Source organism: Brucella rhizosphaerae (assembly GCF_002252475.1).
Classification (GTDB): domain Bacteria; phylum Pseudomonadota; class Alphaproteobacteria; order Rhizobiales; family Rhizobiaceae; genus Brucella; species Brucella rhizosphaerae.
This window is the reverse complement of sequence record NZ_NNRK01000029.1, coordinates 174221-195173: the sequence shown is the minus strand read 5'-3', so window position 1 is coordinate 195173 and position 20953 is coordinate 174221. Positions and strand designations below refer to the sequence as shown.

The window sequence follows — 20953 nt, the reverse complement described above, 5'->3', positions numbered from 1 at the left end:
TCACGCCCCTTTCAAAACGTAGAGGTGAAAGCCGCCATAGATGGAAGAGCGGTCGCGATCATGCAGCAGACGGGATTCTTCCTCGCGATAGTGCCAGTGTTCAAGGATCGATGGATCTATCCGGCCAGGTAGCAGGCTCGGTTCCGCAGCAGTCCGGAAGATGACACGTGCGCCCGGAGCAGCAGTTCGGCTAATTTCGCTCCAGAGTGCATTAAGCTGTGCGTCATTCATCCAGTCTTGTGCGTCAAGCAGGACGAAGCGGTCCACCGACCCGGCTGGCTTCTGACTGAGGAATTCCGTGTAATTGGCATTACGCACAGTCATGCGATCAACGCGGGCGCGAACGGTGTCGAAGTTTGACCTTGAGAGGTAAGGCGGCAAGGGGCCAGCCTCTTCATCGCCGCTATAACCGCGGCCGAAAGCCTGCCAGGCAAAATAGTTCTCAGTGAGAGGAAATGCACAGGCAAGTTTCTCAAGCCGGGCGCGCAGGACGAACGCCATGTCGCCGTTTCCGGCGGTTGCCAGCGCATCATATTGCTGAGGTGGAATGCCGAGGCCAAACAGAGATGATTTGCGCGCTGTTGCCCAGCGCACCATACGCTTTTCGAAAAGCGGGGCGAGGGCGGTGTCGAAGTAAGTGCGCTGTTCTTCCATCGTCCTGGACTTGAGGATGTCACGCGGGTCGATACCATAGAGACGAGCCACGCGATGGCCCATGCCGATGAAGACGCCTAAAAGTCCGTGACGATAAAGATCACGCGAGAAAATCGAGATGCGCTGGCGACCGCTCCATTTGCGCTTTTCCCAGTAGGCCCGACTTTCGCCATCAAGATGCGGACGGATAAAGCGCTGATAAGCAGCCAGGTTGGCCTTGTCGTCGGCTTTGCCATAAAAGCGATAGAAGCTGGCGTAATCGGGAAGATGCTTCAGAGCACCAAGTTTGAGGCGGTTGAAGGCAACGTGGGCGCTGTTGAGATCGACAGCCTCAACAGAAGCTGGGTCAGCCGTAAGATAAGAGAGAGCGTTGCAGCCGCCTGAAGCAATAGTCACGATGCGATCACCGGGCTTAATCGCAAGCGCGGTCATATCCACTTCGGGGTCTTCCCATATTTGCGGGTAGACTAATCCCTTGAAGAGCCACGCGAACAGTCTTTCGGAAATGCCATCGCGCGAAAGCATATGGTTTTGTGTGACAGCGCGCTTGAGGATCGTGCCATTGGCATCTTGTCCTGTCATTCCCTGCTCCCCGTATTTTTGAGCGCATCCGAAAATCTGAACGATTTTGAGCAAGATGCGCGACGCTTGGAAGGCGAATCCAATCTTGTTTGACTAAGTTAAGCATTCGCCGGTGACAGGGGCGTGACGGGTCTATTGCCGGGAAAATATAGTTACCACTTTGTTATTATGGCGTTTTGTTACGGGCCGTAAGACTATTTGAGAGAACCTTTCCGCATCCTCGCCGTTTTCTGATGTGACGTTGGCGTCGTCGAAAAGCATCGCCGGGGACTAAGAGCGATGTGACGATTGTCTTCGTAAGGTGATTGACCGGATAAATCGGTCAGGCACGGAAACCAAAACAGCGTTGGCTATATCCCCGCAGCGCTGAATTCTAGGGAAGGAGAGCCATCATGAAGAAGTTTTTGATTACTTCGGTTGCTGCCGTATCGTTTTTGGGGCTTGCAGCTTGCAGCGACAATTCAAACGATGCCAGCAAGGCACCGGCGTCGCCCTCGCCTGAAGCGCCAGCTGCACCAGCAGCGCCTTCTAACAACGATACAACCACGCCAGCGCCACCAGCTGCCCCTGCGACGCCGGGCACGACTGGTACACCACCTGCAAACTAAATTGCAGTTAGCGTGACTTTAATGCCAGTGGTCGCACTGGTTAAAGAATGGCGGTCCGGTCAGCGGGCCGCCATTTGCCCCGAAAGGAGCAAAGCAAATGGATAATTATGCAGTGATTGTCGATAAAGACAACAAAACTGCGTTTTCCATGTTCAAACGCAGGCTTTCTTCAGTTATGTCTTTCATTATGAGCCGTCATTTTCTGTTTCTGATTTCCGCTATTGTTCTTGTTGCCCTTGCTGCTTGTGGCAGAGGAGAGGATGAGCAGGCTGCTGCGCCAGCTCAGCCAGAGCAAACCACTGCCGCACCGGACACAGATAAGCCGGCAGGGCCCGATCTGATCAAGGCTTTGCAGGACAATTCCGGCGTTATGACAGCTGAAGAGCAGAAAGCAGCTATCGAACGGGCACGCAGCAATGCAGAAGCCGCGGCAAAGTCCGTTGGTCAAAGTGCTGAACAGGTTCAGGCAGCAGGCGAAGCGGCGGTAGCTGCCGCACAGCGTTCATTTGAGGCGCGCCAGGCCGCGCAATAATTATCTCTGCGAAGCGCATATTCTTCTAAATTATTGTTTTTTCGTCGATTGCAACGGGTTGTTGTTTCCAGCCTTTACGGAATTATATAGAAACGATTCATGTCGATCTGGGTCCGCATTGGTGAATTTGTCACCTCCGTCACGCTGAGCGCTATTTCAAGCGTTATCGAGGCTGTGCGAACGGTTTTTGAAGGCGACGCGGATACACGCAGGCGCGTTGCATTCTCGATTGCGATGATCGCACTTTCAGCCAAGATGGCTAAAGCGGACGGTGTGGTTACGCAGGATGAGTTTCGGGCGTTCCAGAGCATTTTCTCAGTGCCGCCGGAAGAGAACGCTCATGTGGTGCGCTTGTATAATCTGGCTCAACAGGATGTGGCGGGTTACGAGAGCTATGCTCGTCAGCTTGCAGGTCTCTGCCGAGAAGGTGATGAGAACTGTCATCTGCTTGAAGATATTCTGGACGGCCTCTTTCATATCGCGACCGCCGACGGCTATGTGCACGACAAGGAAATGGCTTTTCTGTCGAGCGTTGCCGAGATTTTCGGATTTGACGAGGAAAGCTTTGAACGCATCGCGTTGCGACACGTCAATCGCGGTGAGGCCGATCCTTATGCCATTCTCGGGCTGGTACGCGGCGTTTCTTTTGAGGACGCCCGTAAACGCTATCGTTCATTGGTGAAAGAGCACCATCCGGACAGGCTTTTTGCGGAAGGTCTTCCGCTGGAATTTATCAATATCGCTAACGCGCGTCTTGCTGCAATCAATGCCGCATGGGCGAGTGTCGAAAAACAATTGGAGACCGCATGAGCAACGCAGACTCAATGCAGGAAAAGCTCATAGTGGAATTGTCGCTGGAAACGCCTGACTATCCGACTGCGTCGCTTGATGCGTCACCGAATTTTGGTCCGCGCCGTGATGGCAAGACGCCGACCTTCCTGATTTTGCATTATACCGGGCTGGCAACAGCTGAAGAAGCTTTGGACGTGCTCAAGTCTCCAGAGCGGGAAGTGTCTGCGCACTATCTCGTTCACGAAGATGGCCGTGTCGTTCAGATGGTGTCTGAAAAGGCACGGGCATGGCATGCGGGCCAAAGCTACTGGAAGGGCGAGACCGATATCAATTCGGCTTCGATCGGCATCGAGATTGTAAACCCGGGTGATCTCGGAAATTATCCGCTTTTCGCAGACGAGCAGATCAAATCCGTGATCGAGCTGTGCCGCAGCATATGCGGACGTTATGAAATCCGGCCGGAGAACGTTCTTGCGCATTCCGACATTGCGCCAGAGCGCAAGACCGATCCGGGGCACAACTTCCCATGGAAAAGATTGCATGAAGCAGGCATTGGCCATTACATCGAACCGACGCCGATCCGGGGTGGCCGCTTTCTTGCACGTGGTGAACAGGGCCAGCCAGTAGAGGCTTTGCAGTCCATGCTCGCCCTTTACGGCTATAAAATCGAGATCAATGGCGTGTTCGATGAGGCCACACAAACCGTGATTAAGGCGTTTCAGCGACATTTTCGGCCACACAATGTGGACGGTGTAGCGGATGTGTCTACTATAGATACCCTCTACAGGCTGATTTTTTCATTGCAAAACGTTACCGCTTGAGTGCGCATGGTGGTTGGCACATAAGCATATCTGCGCATTCATATTTCTGTAGTAATTTCATTAAATTAAAGCAATCGCAGCTTTAGATGGTAGCGCTCTTCCACCGTGGCTCGCATCACGGAATGTGACAGCCTTTATTACAACCTGTAAGACTATTTTACTTCCCTAACCAATCTTCGGCTGCATTTCCCCAGCAAATGATCTGCCATTCCCAGCGGTGACGGGCGGGCAAAATGCTTGTCGAGCGGGATCATAAATAAACGGCGATGCTGCCCCCAAGACCAGCAAAGCCCCATAAAAACGATCCAAGACGGTAGGTTATGAAAGTAAAATTTGTTGTTGTATGCGCCCTCATTGGCGCAATGAGTTCTTTTGGCCTGAATTCTGCGATGAGTGCTCCAGTTAATGAGCCAACCAATCTCGCAGCTCTTTTCAAAGCACGGGCACAGAGTAAGGCTGCTGAAACCAACAAGTCTGATAAGGCATCTCGCGCAGCACAGGCAGAACAGAGGCAGACACCCAGGAAGGTTTCGGTCATCACCAGTCGTGCTGCACCAACCGCTAAAAGTGCAAAGCGTTCCAAGGCTCAAGGCGAGACTTCAAAGTCCGCTCAGGGTGGCAAAGGTTATTCCCCAATCATCAATCGTTATGCGGCAACTTACGGCGTATCTTCTTCGCTGGCCCATGCGGTTGTTCGTCACGAAAGCAATTTCCAGCCAAACGTTCGCGGCAAGGCCGGTGAAATTGGCTTGATGCAGATCAAGCTCTCGACTGCTCGCGGTCTGGGTTACACCGGTTCGGCCAAAGGCCTCTATGAACCTTCGACAAACATCCAGTTCGGCATGAAGTATCTTGCCATGGCACAGAAGCTTGGCGGCGGCAGCACCTGCGGCACGATCCTCAAGTACAATGCCGGCCACGGTGCCAAGCGCATGAACCCGACCTCTGCGAAGTATTGCAGCTCGGTTAAGTCCTATATGGCCGGACTTTAAATATCGGTTCTAATGCACATCCTGTTCCGAAACCCGGTTCCTGGTTTCGGAATGTGCTCCAGATTTACGTTGTCGGTTGCGTAGAGTTCCAAGCCGATGATGTGAACGAAAAGCCGGTAGCGGTTTCGCTGCCGGCTTTTCTGTTGTGTATAGTTTTTTTCAAAACCCGGTTCCCACTTTCCACGATCATGCTATACACGCGCCGTCAGTCGGTCGGGCAGCCGCGCTTGTCATATGCCGAAAGGCGGCAGGTGAGGAAAGTCCGGGCTCCATGGAAATACGGTGCCGGGTAACGCCCGGCGGGGGTGACCCCAGGGATAGTGCCACAGAAAGTAGACCGCCCCGTCTTCCGTACCGCTTTTTTGAGGCGGCAGGGATGACGGGGTAAGGGTGAAAGGGTGGGGTAAGAGCCCACCGCGCCGGTGGCAACACAGGCGGCACGGTAAACCCCACTGGGAGCAAAACCGAATAGGGACGGCGCATCAGTCCGTAAGGACTGGTAATCAGTTTCCGGATCAGCCGTCCGGGTGGGTTGCAAGAGGCGGGTGGCGACATCCGTCCCAGATGAATGGCTGCCACGTTGGACGCAAGTCCGGCCATACAGAACCCGGCTTACAGACCGACTGACACTTCTTTTTCTACATGTGCACTTCTACATGGGCACGTCTACATCGGCATGCCCATGAAGAAGTCGTAGATGAGTTTCATGTTCAAAACGACGATGATTGCGGCGGTAACTGCTGCGAGAATTGTCACCCAGCGCGGCGCAACCAGAGCGCCCATCTTCTTTTTTTCTGCAGTGAACATCACCAATGGTATGATTGCAAAAGGAAGCTGCAGGCTGAGGACGACCTGTGACAGGATCAAAAGTTCTGTGGTCCCCTGCGAGCCATACATAATCGTGACGATAGCAGCAGGCACAATCGCTACGAAACGCGTAATGGCGCGGCGAAGCCAGGGCTTCAACTTAATATCGATAAAGCCTTCCATCACAATCTGACCGGCCATCGTCGCGGTGATCGTCGAATTGAGACCGCAGCACAGAAGCGCGATTGCAAAGAGAGTAGGCGCCAATGCCGAGCCAAGCAGGGGATTGAGCAAAGCATGAGCTTTGTCGAGATCTTCGACACCGGTATTGCCAGTTGCGTGAAAACTTGCTGCGGCAAGGATCAGAATTGAGGCATTAACCAGCAGCGCGAAAGTGAGGGCGATCGTGGAATCGAGCGTCGCAAAGCGGATCGCTTCACGCTTCTCCGGTAAGGTGTGACCATAATCGCGAGTTTGGATGATGCCTGAATGCAGGTAGAGATTATGCGGCATCACCGTCGCGCCGATAATACCGAGCGCTATATAGAGCATGTCCGGATTTCGGATGATCTCGGTGGTCGGTGCAAAACCACGGATCACTTCGCCCCATTTGGGTTCGGCCATCAAAATCTGGATGAGAAAGCAGAGTGCAATCACCGCCAACAGCGTGATGATAAGCGCTTCGACGCGTCGAAAGCCTTTATTCTGCAAATAAAGAACAAGAAGCACATCGGCAGCTGTCAGAATAACACCGATTTCCAGTGGAATTCCGAACAGAAGATTGAGGCCAATAGCCGTGCCGATGACTTCTGCCAGGTCTGTTGCGCAAATGGCGAGTTCTGCCAGCAGCCACAAAGGCCAGGCCAGGAAACGGGGATAGGCATCGCGGCAGGCCTGTGCTAGATCGCGGCCTGTGGCGACTGCAAGGCGGGTGCAAAGTGCCTGTAAAAGGACAGCCATGAGATTGGAAATGAGCACAACCGACAGCAACATATAGCCGAAGCGTGAGCCGCCAGCCAGAGATGTCGCCCAGTTGCCGGGGTCCATGTAACCTACCGCAACGAGATAACCGGGGCCAAAGAACGCCATCGCGCGACGAAACTTTGAGCCGGATCGGTTGACTCTGATCGAGCGGTGGACGTCAGACATGGACGCTTCGCCGCGATCACGACGCCAGCCTTCAAATGTGACATCATGCTGTGCAGGGGGCGTACTTCCCCTGGGGGCCATCTTAAATGCCATTATGCGTACTTTCAAAATGCAATTGCGAATTATTTGCAATTAATAACTTCATGACGGCTTGCCGTCAACGGCAGCAATTGGGGGCTTTTCTCATAATTATGTGATCGCTTTATAGGGATATCGGAGGACCTGGCTGTCGTTCAGGTGCTCTGTTTACCGCCGTCTTGTTCCGCAAAAATGTGCTGGAAAAACTTTTGTATAACAGCGTGTTTTGTAATTGGGGGGAGCAAAGGATAACGGTTCATTAAGCTTAATATCCGATAACTGTTTGAACGAATCCGCCAAGCTGGGGCTTGTCTACAATTGGCCGGAATTCATGCAGACAAAGACAGTTTAGCGGGATGTGACCCCGAGAAAGGATCGGAATGATGGCTAGCCTCGGCGGAGACACATCTCAAGCTGAAGGGGCTAAGGACCGTCACGTTCCGGTGCTTATTTCCGAAGTAATTGAAGCCTTGAAGCCCGAAGCCGGCAAGGTAATCGTTGATGGCACGTTTGGTGCAGGCGGTTATACGCGTCGTATTCTGGAGCAGGGTGCAGACGTCATTGCTATTGATCGCGATCCGACCGCGATTGCGGCCGGGCAGACGATGGAAAAGCATTTCTCGGGCAGGCTCAATCTGGTCGAGAACCGGTTTTCGGCATTGGATCAGGCTGTAGAAAAGGTATTGGGCGAAGACCGCAAAGTGGACGGCGTCGTGCTCGATATCGGTGTCTCGTCGATGCAGATCGATGAAGCCGAGCGTGGCTTTTCCTTCCAGAAGGACGGGCCACTCGACATGCGCATGTCCAATAGCGGACCGACAGCTGCGGATGTGGTGAATCGCCTGAAGATGGGTGATCTCGCTCGCATCTTCAATTTTCTCGGCGAAGAACGCAACGCAGGCCGTATTGCCCGCATGATCGAAAAGCGCCGCGAAGTACAGCCTTTCACGCGTACGCTTGATCTGGCGAATGCCATTGAATCGCTGGTCGGTCGTAATCCGAAAGTGCCCATTCATCCTGCTACGCGGGTGTTTCAGGCACTGCGTATCTATGTGAATGACGAGCTGGGTGAGTTGGCGCGAGCATTGCTTGCAGCCGAACGGGTTCTCAAGCCGGGCGGACGACTGGTTGTTGTGACGTTCCATTCTCTGGAAGACCGTATGGTCAAGCGCTTCTTTGCTGACCGTGCAGGTGGAAGTGCCGGTTCACGGCACCTGCCAGAGACACATGTGCGTCACCCGAGTTTTACACCTGCGGTGAAAGGTGCCGTTGGCCCAACCGCAGCAGAAGAAGAGCGCAATCCACGTGCCCGTTCCGCAAAATTGCGTGCTGGTCTGAGGACCGAAAATCCGCCTCTTGAAGATGATCTCACGCTTTTCGGGCTGCCTAAATTGCCTGAAACGCACGAACTGGCCCGGAGTTGAACGAGTGCTGCGTACTTTTGAACTCATCATGATAGCGGCGATGCTGGTTGCAGCAACGATCACCTATACCATCAAATATGATGCGGAGAGGCAGATCGCTGTTATTTCCAAGCTTAAGCGCCAGATCGATTCCGAAAAAGACACGATTACGCTTTTGCGTGCCGATTGGGCCTTGATGACTCAGCCGGGTCGTTTGCAGAGCCTCGTGGGCGTTTACTCTGAAGAACTGAAGCTTCAGCCGATTGAAGCAGAACAGCTTGCAATGGGCGTGGCAGACATTCCGGAACGCCAGCTGGACGATATTCAGAAACTTATTTCAGGCAGTGACGAACTGGTGGCAAGCGGTGTTCTCGTACCCGATGCAACGACCACTGGTAGCATCAAGAAGAATGGAGCGAGGCACTGATCATGCGGCTGAAGCTCGGATTTTCCAAAAAGAACAAGCAGAACCTCGATGAGGGCCAAAATCTGAATAACGGCAATGCGCCGGTCGGCAATGAAAAGCTGGCCGGCAATATGGCGTTTGTTGGCTCTCGTAAGAAGCATGGCAATCGTGCACGCAATCGTCTTTGGATGGCAATTGCGTGTTTTGTCGGCATTTATGGCGTGATTGGCGGAAAACTCGTCTATTTCGGTATGATCGGCGGCGAGAACGACGATTCTAACGGCCCAGCCGTACATCAGCTGGCTTCGCGCCCGGACATCCTTGACCGGAACGGCGAAATTCTTGCGACAGATATCAAAACTTCTTCGCTCTTTGCCGAGCCGCGCAAGATTGTTGATCCCGATGAAACCATTGAACTGCTTTCGACGGTTATTCCCGATCTCGACTGGGAAGCAACCTATCGTCGTCTCAAGAGCGGTGCGGGCTTCGTCTGGATCAAGCGCGGTCTGACGCCGCGCCAGCAGAGCCAGATCATGGCACTTGGTGTGCCGGGCATTGGTTTCCGTACTGAAAAGCGTCGTTTTTATCCCGGCGGTCCAACGGCCTCCCATGTTCTCGGTCTCGTAAATGTCGACAATCAGGGTATTGCCGGCATGGAGAAGTACATCGACAGCCAGGGGCTTAGCGATCTGCGTGCCGTGGGTATGGCGACCGGACAGTCGCTGGAGCCGATCCGGCTTTCGATTGATATTCGCGTTCAGCACATCATGCGTGACGTGCTGGTGAAGGCGGTTGATCGTTATCGCGCAATTGCAGCGGGTGCCGTGGTGCTGAATGTGAAGACCGGCGAAGTGATTGCCATGGCTTCTGTTCCAGATTTTGATCCAAACAATCCAGTACATGCGCTCGACAAGGACCGCCTGAACCGTATGTCTGCGGGCACCTATGAAATGGGCTCAACGATCAAGAGTTTCACCACTGCGATGGCGCTTGATTCAGGTAAGTTCAATCTCAATTCCAGGATCGATGCATCGCGTCCGCTGGTCATTGGTCGCCAGACCATCCGAGATTTCCACGGCAAAGGTCGTGTGTTGACGCTGCCGGAAGTGTTCATCTTCTCGTCCAATATTGGCTCAGGCCATGAGGCGAATGTTGTCGGCATCGAAGGACATCGCGCGTTTCTCAAGAAGATCGGCCTGCTTGATCGCATGCAGACAGAGTTGCCGGAAGTTGCACGTCCTGTCGAACCACGCGTCTGGAAGAAAGTTCACTCCATGACCATTTCGTTCGGTCACGGCATGATGACAACCCCGCTGCAAACGGCTGTGGGTGCTGCGGCTTTGATGAATGGTGGCAAGCTGATCGAGCCCACATTCCTGACACGCACACAGGCTCAGGCCAATGAGGTAGCGAAGCAGGTCATCCATCCGCAGGTTTCTGCCGATATGCGTTATCTTTATCGCCTGAACTCGACTGCTCAGGGCGGTTCGGGTAAGCGCGCTACGGTCCAGGGCTATCGCGTAGGCGGTAAAACCGGTACGGCGGAAAAGGTTGTACACGGTCGTTACTCGAAAGATGTGCGCTTCAATGCCTTCCTCGCATCCTTCCCGATGGACGATCCGACTTATGTCGTTTTGACGATCATTGATGAGCCGAAGCCTGAAGAAGGTAAGTACAGTGCAACCGCTGGTCTTAATGCGGCCCCGATGGTTGCAGACATTATTCGCCGCTCAGCCACCTTTTTGGGGGTAAAGCCCGATTTTAAACAGGAATTTGCGCCAGCAGAGGCAGAGATCGCTTCCGTTGATTCGATAAACGACTGACCCGTGCAGTTTCGCTATTGGGAGCGGACACTGCACCACTGAACCTGGATTTGGTATGACCATGAAGCTGAAGGAAATTACACTCTTTAAAGAATTGGCCTCCGGTGCTGCGGGCGAAGTGGAAATCACTGGCGTCACGTCAGACTCTCGTAAAGTCGAGCCCGGCTTCCTTTTTGCGGCCCTCAAAGGTGTAAAGGCTGATGGATCCGCCTATGCTGCCGATGCGGTCAAGCGTGGCGCAGTGGCGATTATCGCTGGCAAGAACGCGGTTGTTGATAAGCCCGGCGTGTCAGTGCTGCATGTCGATGATCCGCGTCACGCATTGGCCGTTGCTGCCGCCCAATTTTACGGCAAGCAACCTGAAGTCATGGTTGCTGTTACTGGTACAAGCGGCAAAACCTCCGTCGCCTCTTTTACACGACAGATCTGGGCTTATGCGGGTTTTCCTGCGGCGAATATCGGAACGACTGGTGTCTTCTCGCCAACACGCAGCGATTATAATTCCCTGACCACGCCTGATCCTGTTGAGCTGCATCGCGTTCTTGCTGAACTTGCCGATGAAGGCGTTACGCATGCTGCGATGGAAGCCTCGTCGCACGGGCTTGATCAGCGTCGCCTTGATGGTGTGAAACTTGCTGCAGGTGCTTTCACAAATCTCGGTCGTGATCACATGGATTATCATGCGACGATCGAAGAGTATCTGAACGCCAAGATGCGTTTGTTCGATACGCTTCTGCCAAAAGGATCACCTGCGATCATTTTTGCGGATGACCAGTTTTCCGCTCAGGCAATTGAAGCAGCAAAGGCTGCTGGTTGCGATGTTAAGACTGTCGGTCGCAAGGGCGATTTCATCACCATCAAGCGCGTCGAGCATGAGCGTTTTCGTCAGCATGTCGAGGTCCGTATTGCGGATGAAATCTTTGAAATCGCGTTGCCGCTGGCGGGCGATTTTCAGGTGGCCAATGCTCTCGTATCGGCGGGTCTGGCCATTGTGACAGGTGTGCCTGCAGCGGCTGCTATGCGTGCGCTTGAGCGTCTTAAAGGTGCGCCTGGCCGTCTTGATCTGGTTGGCGCGACGGAAGAGGGCGCTCCCGCTTATGTCGATTATGCGCATAAGCCGGAAGCACTCGAAAATGTTCTGACTTCCGTTCGTCCGTTTACAACAGGCCGTGTCATCGTGGTGTTTGGCTGCGGCGGTGATCGTGACAAGGGTAAGCGCCCGATCATGGGCGAAATTGCTGCACGCCTGGCCGATGTAGCGATTGTAACCGATGATAATCCGCGTTCGGAAGTGCCAGCACAAATTCGTTCGGAGATCATGGTCGCAGCACCGGGAGCCACTGAAATTGGAGACCGTCGCGAAGCGATTTTTACCGCTGTATCGATGATGATGCCGGGTGACACACTTGTTGTTGCCGGTAAAGGGCATGAAGAAGGCCAGATCGTTGGCGATATCACGCTGCCGTTCTCGGATCATACGGAAGTGGCAGCAGCACTGGCTGCACGCCTTGAGGAGCATAAGGAATGAGTGACTGGCTTTGGACATCTGCCGATATGGTGGAGGCCATGGAAGGCCGGCCTTTCGGTACGTTGCCCGCGGGTATTACCGGTATTTCCATCGACAGCCGCACGTTGAAGGGCGGCGAAGCCTTTTTTGCGATCAAGGGTGACCTGTTTGATGGCCATGATTTTGCAACTGCTGCCATGGCCGCTGGTGCAGGTCTTCTGGTTGTCAATGAATCGCGTCTTCCTGCACTCGGTAATCTTAAAGTTCCGATGATCGTGGTCGAAGATGTGCTTGAAGCCCTTACCAAGCTTGGTATTGCTTCGCGTGAACGCTCTACGGCTCAGATCATTGCGGTCACAGGTTCTGTCGGTAAAACCACAACCAAGGAAGCGCTGCGTCACGTGCTGGCCGATTCTGGCAAGGTTCACGCATCCGTCGCTTCGTTCAATAATCATTGGGGCGTGCCATTGACGCTCGCCCGTATGCCTGCCGACACGGATTACGGCGTCTTTGAAATCGGTATGAACCATCATGACGAAATCCGTCCGCTGGTGAAGATGGTGCGACCGCATGTGGCTATGATCACACTGATTGCGCCTGCCCATCTGGGTCATTTTGCCAATCTCGAAGAAATTGCCGTCGCGAAAGCCGAGATTTTTGAGGGCGTTGTGCCGGGTGGCTATGCGCTTCTCAATCGTGATGACAAGCGTTTTAAGCAGCTTGAAGAACTGGCTGAAAAGGCTGGTGTCGAGCACATCGTAACCTTTGGTGAGAACGCACGTTCTGACTACCGTTTGCGCGAAGTGAAAATGCATCCAACCTGCTCATGCATGACGGTCAGGATCGGCAGCGAAGAGGCAGTTGTGAAAGTCGGTGTGCCTGGACGCCATATTGTACAGAATATGCTGGCGGTTCTGGGTGCTGCTCATCTTGTCGGCGCGGATATGGCAAAAGTTGCTATCGCCATGGTGACACTGACAGCCGAAGGTGGACGTGGTGCACGTCACGTGCTGGAGCACCCGGATGGTGGTTCCTTCACGCTGATCGATGAAAGCTATAATGCGAACCCGACTTCCATGCGCGCTTCGCTTTCGCTTCTTCAGGCAACTCCGCCAGAAGGTCCACGCGGTCGCCGGATCGCCATTCTGGGAGATATGCTGGAGCTTGGACGCCAGTCTGGAAAACTCCATGCCGATCTTGCGCGCCCCATCGTCGATGCAGAAGTGAACGTACTTTATATCGGTGGACGTGAAATGTCGGTGCTCAAAAACGCCTTGCCGGTTGAAATTCACGTCGAATACAGGCAGAGCACCGATGAATTACTGCCGCTGGTGATGAAAGCGGTCCGCCCCGGCGATGTTGTTATGGTGAAATCCTCCAAGGGGATCGGTTTCTCCAGGATCGTCAAGGCGCTGACAAACCAATTTCCGCCGGTGGTGCCTGCTGAATAGGCGATTTTGAGGGATTTTTCTCCGCATGTTGATGCTTCTTACAGTTTTTGCCGAGCATGTGACACCGTTCAATGTGTTCCGCTACATCACGTTCCGCACCGGCGGCGCGATGATTACCTCGGCATTGATCGTTTTCCTTTTCGGGCCGACGATCATCAATTCGCTGCGCATGCGGCAGGGAAAAGGTCAGCCGATCCGTGCTGACGGCCCGCAGACTCATTTCAAGAAGGCCGGAACGCCGACCATGGGCGGTCTGATGATCATGACGGGTATTCTCGTTTCATGTTTCTTCTGGGCCAATCTTGCCAGCGTTTACGTTTGGGTCGTGCTGATGGTCACCGTTGGATTTGGTGCCATTGGTTTTTACGACGATTATCTCAAGGTCACGAAGCAGTCCGATAAGGGCTTTTCGGGTAAGTCGCGCCTCGCTATCGAGTTCCTGATTGCAGCCATTGCGGCTTTCATCATCATGCGCGCCGGTCAGGAGCCTTTTTCGTCGTCGCTGACATTCCCGTTCATGAAGCAGTTCGTCATGAACCTTGGCTGGTTCTTCATTCCTTTTGCAGCCTTCGTGATGGTTGGCGCAGGCAATGCTGTGAACCTGACTGACGGCCTTGACGGCCTTGCGATCGTTCCAGTGATGGTTGCTGCGGCGTCCTTCGGCTTTATCGCCTACCTTTCGGGTAACGCGATTTTTGCTGATTATCTGCAAATCCATTTTGTTCCGGGAACAGGTGAGCTGGCAGTGGTGCTTGGTGCTGTGATTGGTGCAGGCCTTGGCTTCCTCTGGTTCAATGCACCGCCTGCCGCTATCTTCATGGGTGATACCGGCTCGCTGGCATTGGGTGGTATGCTGGGCACGGTTGCCGTTGCGACCAAGCATGAGATCGTTCTTGCGATCATTGGCGGTCTGTTCGTGGTCGAAGCGCTTTCGGTCATCATTCAGGTTGGCTCGTTCAAGCTCACCGGCAAACGCGTGTTCCTGATGGCGCCAATTCATCATCATTTTGAAAAGAAGGGCTGGACGGAGAGCCAGGTCGTGATTCGTTTCTGGATCGTGGCAATTATCCTCGCCATGATCGGCCTTTCCACCTTGAAGCTTAGATAACAGGCACGAAGAATGATCCCGATCACCGCCCTTAAAGACAAGACTGTAGCCCTTTTCGGATTGGGTGGGTCGGGCATCGCCACCGCCAGGGCCATTGTCGCTGGTGGAGCGAAGATCATCGCCTGGGATGATAATCCCGACAGTGTTGCCCGCGCTCAGAGCGCTGGGTTGGCAACAGGTGATTTAAGGCAGGCGGACTGGTCGCAATTCGCCGCCTTTGTGCTTTCGCCCGGTGTGCCGCTCACTCATCCGAAGCCGCATTGGACGGTCGATCTGGCGCGTGCTGCAGGCGTTGAAATCATAGGTGACGTCGAACTCTTTGCGCGTGAGCGCAATCATATAGCGCCCGATTGCCCGTTCATCGCCATCACCGGAACCAACGGTAAATCCACGACGACTGCGCTGATTGCGCATATCATCAAGGCGTCTGGTCGTGACATGCAGCTTGGTGGTAATATCGGCACAGCAATCCTGACGTTGCAGCCGCCTGCGCCGAACCGCTTTTACGTGGTTGAATGCTCGTCTTACCAGATCGATCTGGCACCTTCGCTTAATCCGACTGCCGGCATTCTTCTGAACCTTACGCCTGATCATCTTGACCGCCATGGCTCCATGGAAAACTATGCCGCCATCAAAGAGCGGCTTGTTGAGAAAAGCGGTGTGGCAATCATTGGTGTGGATGATGAATATTGCGCGGACATTGCGTCGCGTCTTGAGAGTAAGAGTGTGAATGTCGTGCGTGTTTCCAAGGACAAGCACCTCGAGAACGGCAACTTTGCCGATGGCCCAAAGCTTTATTCTGCCCATGGCGGTCAGGTCGAGGAACTGGCTTCGCTCGAGGGTATAGGCTCGCTGCGCGGCGCGCATAATGCGCAGAACGCGTTGGCGGCCATCGTCGCCTGTCTCTCTGTAGGGCTTTCAATCGAAGAAATCCGTGCCGGTCTTAAAAGCTTTCCCGGTCTTGCGCACCGCATGGAGCAGGTGGGGCATCGCGGCAAGGTTCTCTTTGTAAACGATTCCAAGGCGACCAATGCGGAAGCTACTGCACCTGCACTGTCCTCGTTTGCCGATCATATTTATTGGATCGCTGGAGGCGTTCCCAAGGCTGGCGGTATTGCATCGCTGTCGAGCTTCTTTCCGCGCATCACCAAAGCCTATCTTATCGGTGAGGCCGCGGCACAGTTTGCGGCAACCCTGGGCGATGAGGTGTCGTTCGAGATTTCCGACACTTTGGCAGTTGCCGTCGAACATGCTGCACGTGATGCAGGTAATGATGCAGCCAGCGAGCCTGTTGTGCTGCTTTCGCCTGCTTGCGCGAGCTTTGACCAGTTTCAGAATTTTGAAAAGCGTGGCGATGCATTCCGCAACGCCGTTCTTGCGCTCCCGGGTGTTGAGCCGATTAGAGGGGAAAGCTGATGGTAAGTCGTGTTGACCGCGGTCCTGTCGCCAATTGGTGGTGGACAATCGACCGTTACTTTCTCGCTGCATGTCTGGCCCTGATGGGTCTTGGTGTGTTGCTGTCCTTTGCAGCAAGCCCTGCGGTTGCGCAGCGTATTGGCCTCGACAGTTTCCATTTCGTGGAGCGTCAGACTATCTTCATGATCCCGGCTGTGGGTGTGATGATTGGCGTTTCGTTTCTGTCACCTCGCCAGATCAGGCGCTTTGCACTGATCCTGCTGTGTGCCTCGCTGTTTCTGATGGCGGCGGCGCTTTTCGTCGGCATCGAGATCAAGGGCGCCCGGCGCTGGGTCAGCCTCGCTGGCATTTCCATTCAGCCTTCCGAGTTCATGAAACCCGCTTTCGTGGTGATTTGCGCATGGCTTTTTTCCGAGCGTGAACGCGGTGGCTATATGCCTGGCTATTTTCTGGCCATGATGCTGTTTTGTGTGACTGCTGGATTGTTGATGCTGCAACCTGACTTTGGTCAGACGATGCTCACCACCGGCACATGGGGCGCGATGTTCTTCCTTGCTGGTCTGCCGATGTTCTGGATTTTGGTCCTTGGCGGTATCGCAGTTGTTGGTGCTTTCGGCGCTTACATGACACTTGATCACGTTGCGGGACGCGTTAACCGCTTTATGACGGGCGAGGGTGACACGTTCCAGGTAGATGCTGGCCGCGAAGCCATTCTGCGTGGTGGCTGGTTCGGACAAGGCCCGGGTGAAGGCACAGTCAAGCGCATTATCCCTGACAGCCACACCGACTTCATCTTCTCGGTTGCGGCAGAAGAATATGGGATCATCCTGTGCATGATCATCATGGCACTTTTTGCATTCATCGTAATTCGCGGACTGTCGATTGCGCTTCGCGAACGCGATGCATTCACGCGATTGGCTGTATCCGGCATTGTGATCCTGTTTGGTTTCCAGTCGATCATCAACATGGCAGTTAATCTGCATCTGATGCCTGCCAAGGGCATGACGCTTCCATTTATCTCCTATGGTGGTTCATCGCTGGTTGCTATTGCGATTACCATGGGCATTCTGCTGGCGTTGACGCGCCGTCGTCCAGAAGCACGCATGACGCATACGGTCAGCATGGGCGAGCGCATTCCGGCTTTGTGAGGGGAATATGGGAAAAGGCGTAATCGTATTGGCCGCCGGGGGAACTGGCGGTCATCTGTTTCCGGCGGAAGCGCTGGCTCACGAATTGAAGACACGTGGTTGGGATGTGCATCTGGCGACTGATGCGCGTGCTCAGCGTTTTGCCGGTGCATTCGCTGAAGACCATGTGCATGTGATCCGTTCAGCCACTATTTCAGGCCGCAACCCAATCGCACTCATCAAGACCTTCTGGTCGTTGTGGCAGGGCAATCTCGATTCGCGCAGGCTGTTTCGTCGATTGAAGCCAAAACTGGTTGCAGGCTTTGGTGGCTATCCAACGCTGCCTCCGCTTTATGCTGCAAGCAATTTGGGGATCCCAACCCTCGTACATGAACAGAACGCCGTCATGGGTCGCGCTAATAAGGGCCTTGCGGGACGGGTGAAGGCAATTGCCGGTGGTTTTCTCCCTGAGACGAGCGGTGCACACGCCGACAAGATTATTGCGACCGGTAATCCGGTTCGTCCACCTGTGCTTGCTGCGGCCAGTATGGCCTATAAGCCTGCAAAAGAAGGTCAGCGTTTTCGTCTGCTGGTGTTTGGTGGAAGTCAGGGAGCGCAGTTCTTCTCAAATGCTATCCCTGAAGCGATTGCGCTTTTGCCTGATAGCGAACGTGGAAGGCTGCTGATTACGCAGCAGGCACGTAAAGAGGATGAAGCCGGCGTTCGTGCGGCTTATCAGAAGCTGAAAATCCCAGCCGATGTTGCGCCGTTCTTCAACGATATGCCCGCGCGCATTGCGGACGCGCATTTTGTGATCTCACGTTCGGGCGCTTCGACGGTTTCGGAAATAGCAGCGATTGGCCGACCAGCCATGCTGGTGCCTTTTCCGCATGCACTTGATCATGATCAAGCGGCCAATGCTGCGGCCCTCGCAGCAGCTGGTGGTGGGCAGGTCGTTCGCCAGTCTGAACTTACTCCGCAGCGGCTGGCTGAAATCATCAGTTCAGCAATGAACGAGCCGGAAAGGCTTGAACAACAGGCAAAAGCCGCAAAAAGCGTTGGTAAGCCGGATGCTGCACAGTTGCTTGCCGATCTGGCAGAGGCTATTGCAGCAGGTAAATCAGTACAGGAATTGAAAAAAGGAAACCGGCCATGAAAATGCCGCTGAACATCGGGCTTGTCCATTTTATCGGGATAGGCGGCATCGGCATGAGCGGCATTGCGGAAGTGCTGCATAATCTCGGTTATAAGGTTCAGGGATCGGATCAGTCAGACAGCGCCAATGTGCAGCGTCTGCGCGAGAAGGGCATTGAGGTTTTTGTCGGCCACAAGGCCGAAAACCTTGGCGATGCTGAAGTGATTGTCGTCTCCACCGCAATCAAGAAAACCAACCCTGAGCTTGCAGCGGCCCGCGAAAAGCTTTTGCCCATTGTTCGCCGCGCTGAAATGCTGGCTGAGCTGATGCGCTTCCGTCGTGCTGTTGCCATTGGCGGCACACACGGCAAAACCACCACAACCTCGATGGTTGCGGCTCTGCTTGATGCCGGCCATCTTGACCCGACTGTCATCAATGGCGGCATCATCAATGCCTACGGTACCAATGCCCGTATGGGTGATGGCGACTGGATGGTCGTTGAAGCCGATGAAAGCGATGGCACGTTCCTGAAGCTTCCGGCCGATATTGCAGTCGTGACCAATATCGATCCTGAACATCTCGACCACTACGGAAATTTCGACAATGTGCGTGCGGCTTTCGCGCAGTTCGTCGAGAATGTGCCCTTCTATGGCTTCGGCGTGATGTGCCTTGATCACCCGGAAGTGCAGGCTCTGGTGAGTCGCATTGAGGATCGTCGTATTGTGACCTACGGGCAAAACCCGCAGGCTGATGTGCGTTTCCTCAATCATGGCATGGAAGGTGCAGTCAGTCTGTTCGACGTGCTGATCCGTTCGCGCAAGGGTGAGACGACTGAGATTAAAGACCTGCGCCTGCCAATGCCGGGTCTGCACAATGTGTCCAATGCCACAGCTGCGATTGCAGTTGCGCATGAATTGGGTATTTCAGCCGAAGATATCCGTCGTGGTCTCGGTGCGTTTGGCGGTGTGAAGCGCCGCTTTACCCATACGGGTTCGTGGAATGGCGTCGAGATATTCGACGATTATGGTCACCACCCCGTGGAAATCCGCGCAGTGCTGAAAGCTGCGCGTGACGCAACCAAAGGTCGTGTCGTTGGAATCGTACAGCCGCATCGCTATACGCGCCTCCACAGCCTTTTTGATGAATTCGCTGCGTGTTTCAATGATGCCGATACGGTTATTGTGACGCCGGTTTATACTGCTGGTGAAGAGCCGATTGAGGGCGTTGATTCGGAAACACTGGTTTCGCGTATCAAGACGGCAGGTCATCGCGACGCGCGTTATGCCAGCGGACCGGAAGCACTGGCGCCACTGGTGGCATCTATCGCTGAGCCCGGTGATTTTGTGGTTTGTCTGGGCGCGGGCAACATCACGCAATGGGCTTATGCTCTTCCAAAAGAACTGGCTGAACAGGGTAAGAAGTAATGGAAAGCGGCGAGACGCTTCTCAAGAAGCTCGACGGCAAGCTGTCGGGTCTGCGCGGCAAGCTTATGCCGGATACCGGCATGGACAAGATCACCTGGTTCCGGGCCGGTGGTCCTGCACAGGTTGTGTTTCAGCCAGCCGACGAAGAAGACTTGTCCGAATTCCTGAAAGCTGTGCCGGAAGAGATTCCGCTTCTGGTTGTGGGTATCGGCTCCAATCTGCTGGTGCGCGATGGCGGTATCCCTGGCTTTGTGGTGCGCTTGTCAGCGAAGGGCTTCGGTGAGGTGCAGCAGGTTTCTGAAACCCAGCTCAGGGCAGGGACGGCAACGCCAGACAAGCGTGTAGCGGCTGCTGCCCTTGAAGCGGGTCTTGGTGGCTTTCATTTCTATCACGGCATTCCCGGTGGCATTGGCGGCGCTTTGCGCATGAATGCGGGCGCCAATGGTGTTGAAACGCGTGAGCGTGTGGTGGAAGTCCGCGCGCTTGATCGCAAGGGCGAGCTGCATATCCTCTCCAATGCTGACATGGGCTACGCCTATCGGCACTCATCGGCTTCACCAGATTTGATTTTCACCTCAGCACTGTTTGAGGGTGTTCCGGGCGACCGGGAAGAAATCAAAAAGGCTATGGACGAGGTGCAGAATCACCGCGAGACAGTACAGCCTGTGCGGGAAAAGACGGGCGGTTCAACCTTCAAGAACCCCGAAGGCACATCCGCTTGGAAAGAAATTGACAAGGCAGGCTGTCGTGGCTTGCGTGTCGGCGGCGCTCAGATGTCTGAGATGCATTGCAATTTCATGATCAATACCGGCAATGCGACCGGATATGACCTTGAAACTCTGGGCGAGACAGTTCGCGCTAAAGTTTATGAAAATTCCGGTATTCGCCTTCATTGGGAGATCAAGCGGCTCGGCTTGTTCCGCGAAGGTGAAGAAGTGAAAGAATTCTTACAAAAAGTCTAATTTTAAGAAGCCCGGATTTCCCACTGAAATACCGGGCTTTTTTGCGCTTGTTGAGGCATGCGCAAGTTGCTCCTCTTTTGATAGGGGCTTGCCACGGAATCAACTCTCTGATTCTTTATGGTTAACCGTACAGTGATTTGATTCGTCAGGGTTTTCCTGACTTGGGTGTCTGCGGC

At 54.2% G+C, this 20953-nt stretch carries 17 protein-coding genes, 1 other RNA gene and 1 pseudogene; 17 read left to right on the top strand and 2 right to left on the bottom strand.

The genetic code is table 11. The annotated features are described in order from the left end of the window. Complete coding sequence (locus CEV32_RS13650; protein ID WP_094577659.1) at positions 1 to 1236, bottom strand: DUF3419 family protein; 1236 nt, start codon at positions 1234 to 1236, stop codon at positions 1 to 3. 392 nt (positions 1237 to 1628) lie between these two features. Between CEV32_RS13650 and CEV32_RS13645 the strand changes: the two genes are divergently transcribed. The 6 genes and pseudogenes from CEV32_RS13645 (at position 1629) to rnpB (ending at position 5612) form a co-directional block, all read left to right on the top strand. Beyond that, complete coding sequence (locus tag CEV32_RS13645) at positions 1629 to 1844, top strand: hypothetical protein (RefSeq protein WP_094577658.1); 216 nt, start codon at positions 1629 to 1631, stop codon at positions 1842 to 1844. Positions 1845 to 1981: 137 nt separating this feature from the next. Next, a pseudogene (locus CEV32_RS13640) lies at positions 1982 to 2376 on the top strand (hypothetical protein). A gap of 99 nt (positions 2377 to 2475) precedes the next feature. Then, positions 2476 to 3186, top strand: coding sequence for a J domain-containing protein (locus tag CEV32_RS13635; protein ID WP_094577657.1), 711 nt, complete (start codon positions 2476 to 2478; stop codon positions 3184 to 3186). Further along, positions 3183 to 3989, top strand: a complete 807-nt coding sequence (locus CEV32_RS13630; RefSeq protein WP_094577656.1) for an N-acetylmuramoyl-L-alanine amidase — start codon at positions 3183 to 3185, stop codon at positions 3987 to 3989. Before CEV32_RS13635 ends, CEV32_RS13630 begins: the two co-directional genes overlap by 4 nt. 320 nt (positions 3990 to 4309) lie before the next feature. Continuing rightward, positions 4310 to 4981 (top strand): lytic transglycosylase domain-containing protein, encoded by a 672-nt coding sequence (locus CEV32_RS13625; protein ID WP_094577655.1) that lies wholly within the window; start codon positions 4310 to 4312, stop codon positions 4979 to 4981. A gap of 205 nt (positions 4982 to 5186) precedes the next feature. Further along, an RNA gene (gene rnpB, locus CEV32_RS13620) (RNase P RNA component class A) lies at positions 5187 to 5612 on the top strand. 35 nt (positions 5613 to 5647) lie between these two features. On the opposite strand, the gene CEV32_RS13615 is transcribed toward rnpB, so the two are convergent. After that, complete coding sequence (locus CEV32_RS13615; protein WP_235818831.1) at positions 5648 to 6937, bottom strand: Nramp family divalent metal transporter; 1290 nt, start codon at positions 6935 to 6937, stop codon at positions 5648 to 5650. A gap of 458 nt (positions 6938 to 7395) precedes the next feature. On the opposite strand from CEV32_RS13615, the gene rsmH reads away from it, so the two are divergent. Genes rsmH through murB form a run of 11 tightly spaced genes read left to right on the top strand, consistent with a single transcriptional unit; the run spans position 7396 to position 20777 of the window. Then, the gene (rsmH, locus tag CEV32_RS13610; RefSeq protein ID WP_208620851.1) at positions 7396 to 8439 is read left to right on the top strand and encodes a 16S rRNA (cytosine(1402)-N(4))-methyltransferase RsmH; all 1044 of its coding nucleotides are present in this window, start codon (positions 7396 to 7398) and stop codon (positions 8437 to 8439) included. A gap of 4 nt (positions 8440 to 8443) precedes the next feature. After that, on the top strand, positions 8444 to 8845 hold the full coding sequence (ftsL, locus tag CEV32_RS13605) for a cell division protein FtsL (protein ID WP_094577654.1): 402 nt from the start codon (positions 8444 to 8446) through the stop codon (positions 8843 to 8845). Positions 8846 to 8847: 2 nt separating this feature from the next. Then, the gene (locus tag CEV32_RS13600; protein ID WP_094577653.1) at positions 8848 to 10647 is read left to right on the top strand and encodes a peptidoglycan D,D-transpeptidase FtsI family protein; all 1800 of its coding nucleotides are present in this window, start codon (positions 8848 to 8850) and stop codon (positions 10645 to 10647) included. A 55-nt stretch (positions 10648 to 10702) separates the two neighbouring features. Continuing rightward, on the top strand, positions 10703 to 12175 hold the full coding sequence (locus tag CEV32_RS13595) for a UDP-N-acetylmuramoyl-L-alanyl-D-glutamate--2,6-diaminopimelate ligase (protein WP_094577652.1): 1473 nt from the start codon (positions 10703 to 10705) through the stop codon (positions 12173 to 12175). Further along, the gene (locus tag CEV32_RS13590) at positions 12172 to 13605 is read left to right on the top strand and encodes a UDP-N-acetylmuramoylalanyl-D-glutamyl-2,6-diaminopimelate--D-alanyl-D-alanine ligase (protein WP_094577651.1); all 1434 of its coding nucleotides are present in this window, start codon (positions 12172 to 12174) and stop codon (positions 13603 to 13605) included. The genes CEV32_RS13595 and CEV32_RS13590 overlap by 4 nt, the downstream gene beginning before the upstream one ends. 25 nt (positions 13606 to 13630) lie before the next feature. Next, the gene (mraY, locus tag CEV32_RS13585) at positions 13631 to 14713 is read left to right on the top strand and encodes a phospho-N-acetylmuramoyl-pentapeptide-transferase (RefSeq protein ID WP_094577650.1); all 1083 of its coding nucleotides are present in this window, start codon (positions 13631 to 13633) and stop codon (positions 14711 to 14713) included. A 12-nt stretch (positions 14714 to 14725) separates the two neighbouring features. Next, positions 14726 to 16129: a UDP-N-acetylmuramoyl-L-alanine--D-glutamate ligase gene (murD, locus tag CEV32_RS13580; RefSeq protein WP_094577649.1), complete on the top strand. Its 1404-nt coding sequence runs from the start codon at positions 14726 to 14728 to the stop codon at positions 16127 to 16129. Further along, positions 16129 to 17277: a putative lipid II flippase FtsW gene (ftsW, locus tag CEV32_RS13575; RefSeq protein ID WP_094577648.1), complete on the top strand. Its 1149-nt coding sequence runs from the start codon at positions 16129 to 16131 to the stop codon at positions 17275 to 17277. The genes murD and ftsW overlap by 1 nt, the downstream gene beginning before the upstream one ends. A gap of 7 nt (positions 17278 to 17284) precedes the next feature. Beyond that, positions 17285 to 18412 carry an undecaprenyldiphospho-muramoylpentapeptide beta-N-acetylglucosaminyltransferase gene (gene murG, locus CEV32_RS13570; RefSeq protein ID WP_094577647.1) on the top strand — a complete coding sequence of 376 codons (1128 nt, stop codon included), beginning with the start codon at positions 17285 to 17287 and terminating at the stop codon, positions 18410 to 18412. Next, entirely contained in the window at positions 18409 to 19815 is a 1407-nt protein-coding gene (gene murC / locus CEV32_RS13565) for a UDP-N-acetylmuramate--L-alanine ligase (RefSeq protein WP_094577646.1), read from the top strand. Before murG ends, murC begins: the two co-directional genes overlap by 4 nt. After that, on the top strand, positions 19815 to 20777 hold the full coding sequence (murB, locus tag CEV32_RS13560) for a UDP-N-acetylmuramate dehydrogenase (RefSeq protein WP_094577645.1): 963 nt from the start codon (positions 19815 to 19817) through the stop codon (positions 20775 to 20777). The genes murC and murB overlap by 1 nt, the downstream gene beginning before the upstream one ends. Positions 20778 to 20953: the final 176 nt, after the last annotated feature.

Excerpts from the sequence above, each read along its gene's own strand:
- CEV32_RS13650 (WP_094577659.1), bottom strand. The coding sequence starts at position 1,236 with ATGACAGGACAAGATGCCAATGGCACGATCCTCAAGCGCGCTGTCACA.
- CEV32_RS13645 (WP_094577658.1), top strand. The coding sequence starts at position 1,629 with ATGAAGAAGTTTTTGATTACTTCGGTTGCTGCCGTATCGTTTTTGGGG.
- CEV32_RS13635 (WP_094577657.1), top strand. The coding sequence starts at position 2,476 with ATGTCGATCTGGGTCCGCATTGGTGAATTTGTCACCTCCGTCACGCTG.
- CEV32_RS13630 (WP_094577656.1), top strand. The coding sequence starts at position 3,183 with ATGAGCAACGCAGACTCAATGCAGGAAAAGCTCATAGTGGAATTGTCG.
- CEV32_RS13625 (WP_094577655.1), top strand. The coding sequence starts at position 4,310 with ATGAAAGTAAAATTTGTTGTTGTATGCGCCCTCATTGGCGCAATGAGT.
- CEV32_RS13615 (WP_235818831.1), bottom strand. The coding sequence starts at position 6,937 with ATGTCTGACGTCCACCGCTCGATCAGAGTCAACCGATCCGGCTCAAAG.
- rsmH (WP_208620851.1), top strand. The coding sequence starts at position 7,396 with ATGATGGCTAGCCTCGGCGGAGACACATCTCAAGCTGAAGGGGCTAAG.
- CEV32_RS13600 (WP_094577653.1), top strand. The coding sequence starts at position 8,848 with ATGCGGCTGAAGCTCGGATTTTCCAAAAAGAACAAGCAGAACCTCGAT.
- CEV32_RS13595 (WP_094577652.1), top strand. The coding sequence starts at position 10,703 with ATGACCATGAAGCTGAAGGAAATTACACTCTTTAAAGAATTGGCCTCC.
- CEV32_RS13590 (WP_094577651.1), top strand. The coding sequence starts at position 12,172 with ATGAGTGACTGGCTTTGGACATCTGCCGATATGGTGGAGGCCATGGAA.
- mraY (WP_094577650.1), top strand. The coding sequence starts at position 13,631 with ATGTTGATGCTTCTTACAGTTTTTGCCGAGCATGTGACACCGTTCAAT.
- murD (WP_094577649.1), top strand. The coding sequence starts at position 14,726 with ATGATCCCGATCACCGCCCTTAAAGACAAGACTGTAGCCCTTTTCGGA.
- ftsW (WP_094577648.1), top strand. The coding sequence starts at position 16,129 with ATGGTAAGTCGTGTTGACCGCGGTCCTGTCGCCAATTGGTGGTGGACA.
- murG (WP_094577647.1), top strand. The coding sequence starts at position 17,285 with ATGGGAAAAGGCGTAATCGTATTGGCCGCCGGGGGAACTGGCGGTCAT.
- murC (WP_094577646.1), top strand. The coding sequence starts at position 18,409 with ATGAAAATGCCGCTGAACATCGGGCTTGTCCATTTTATCGGGATAGGC.
- murB (WP_094577645.1), top strand. The coding sequence starts at position 19,815 with ATGGAAAGCGGCGAGACGCTTCTCAAGAAGCTCGACGGCAAGCTGTCG.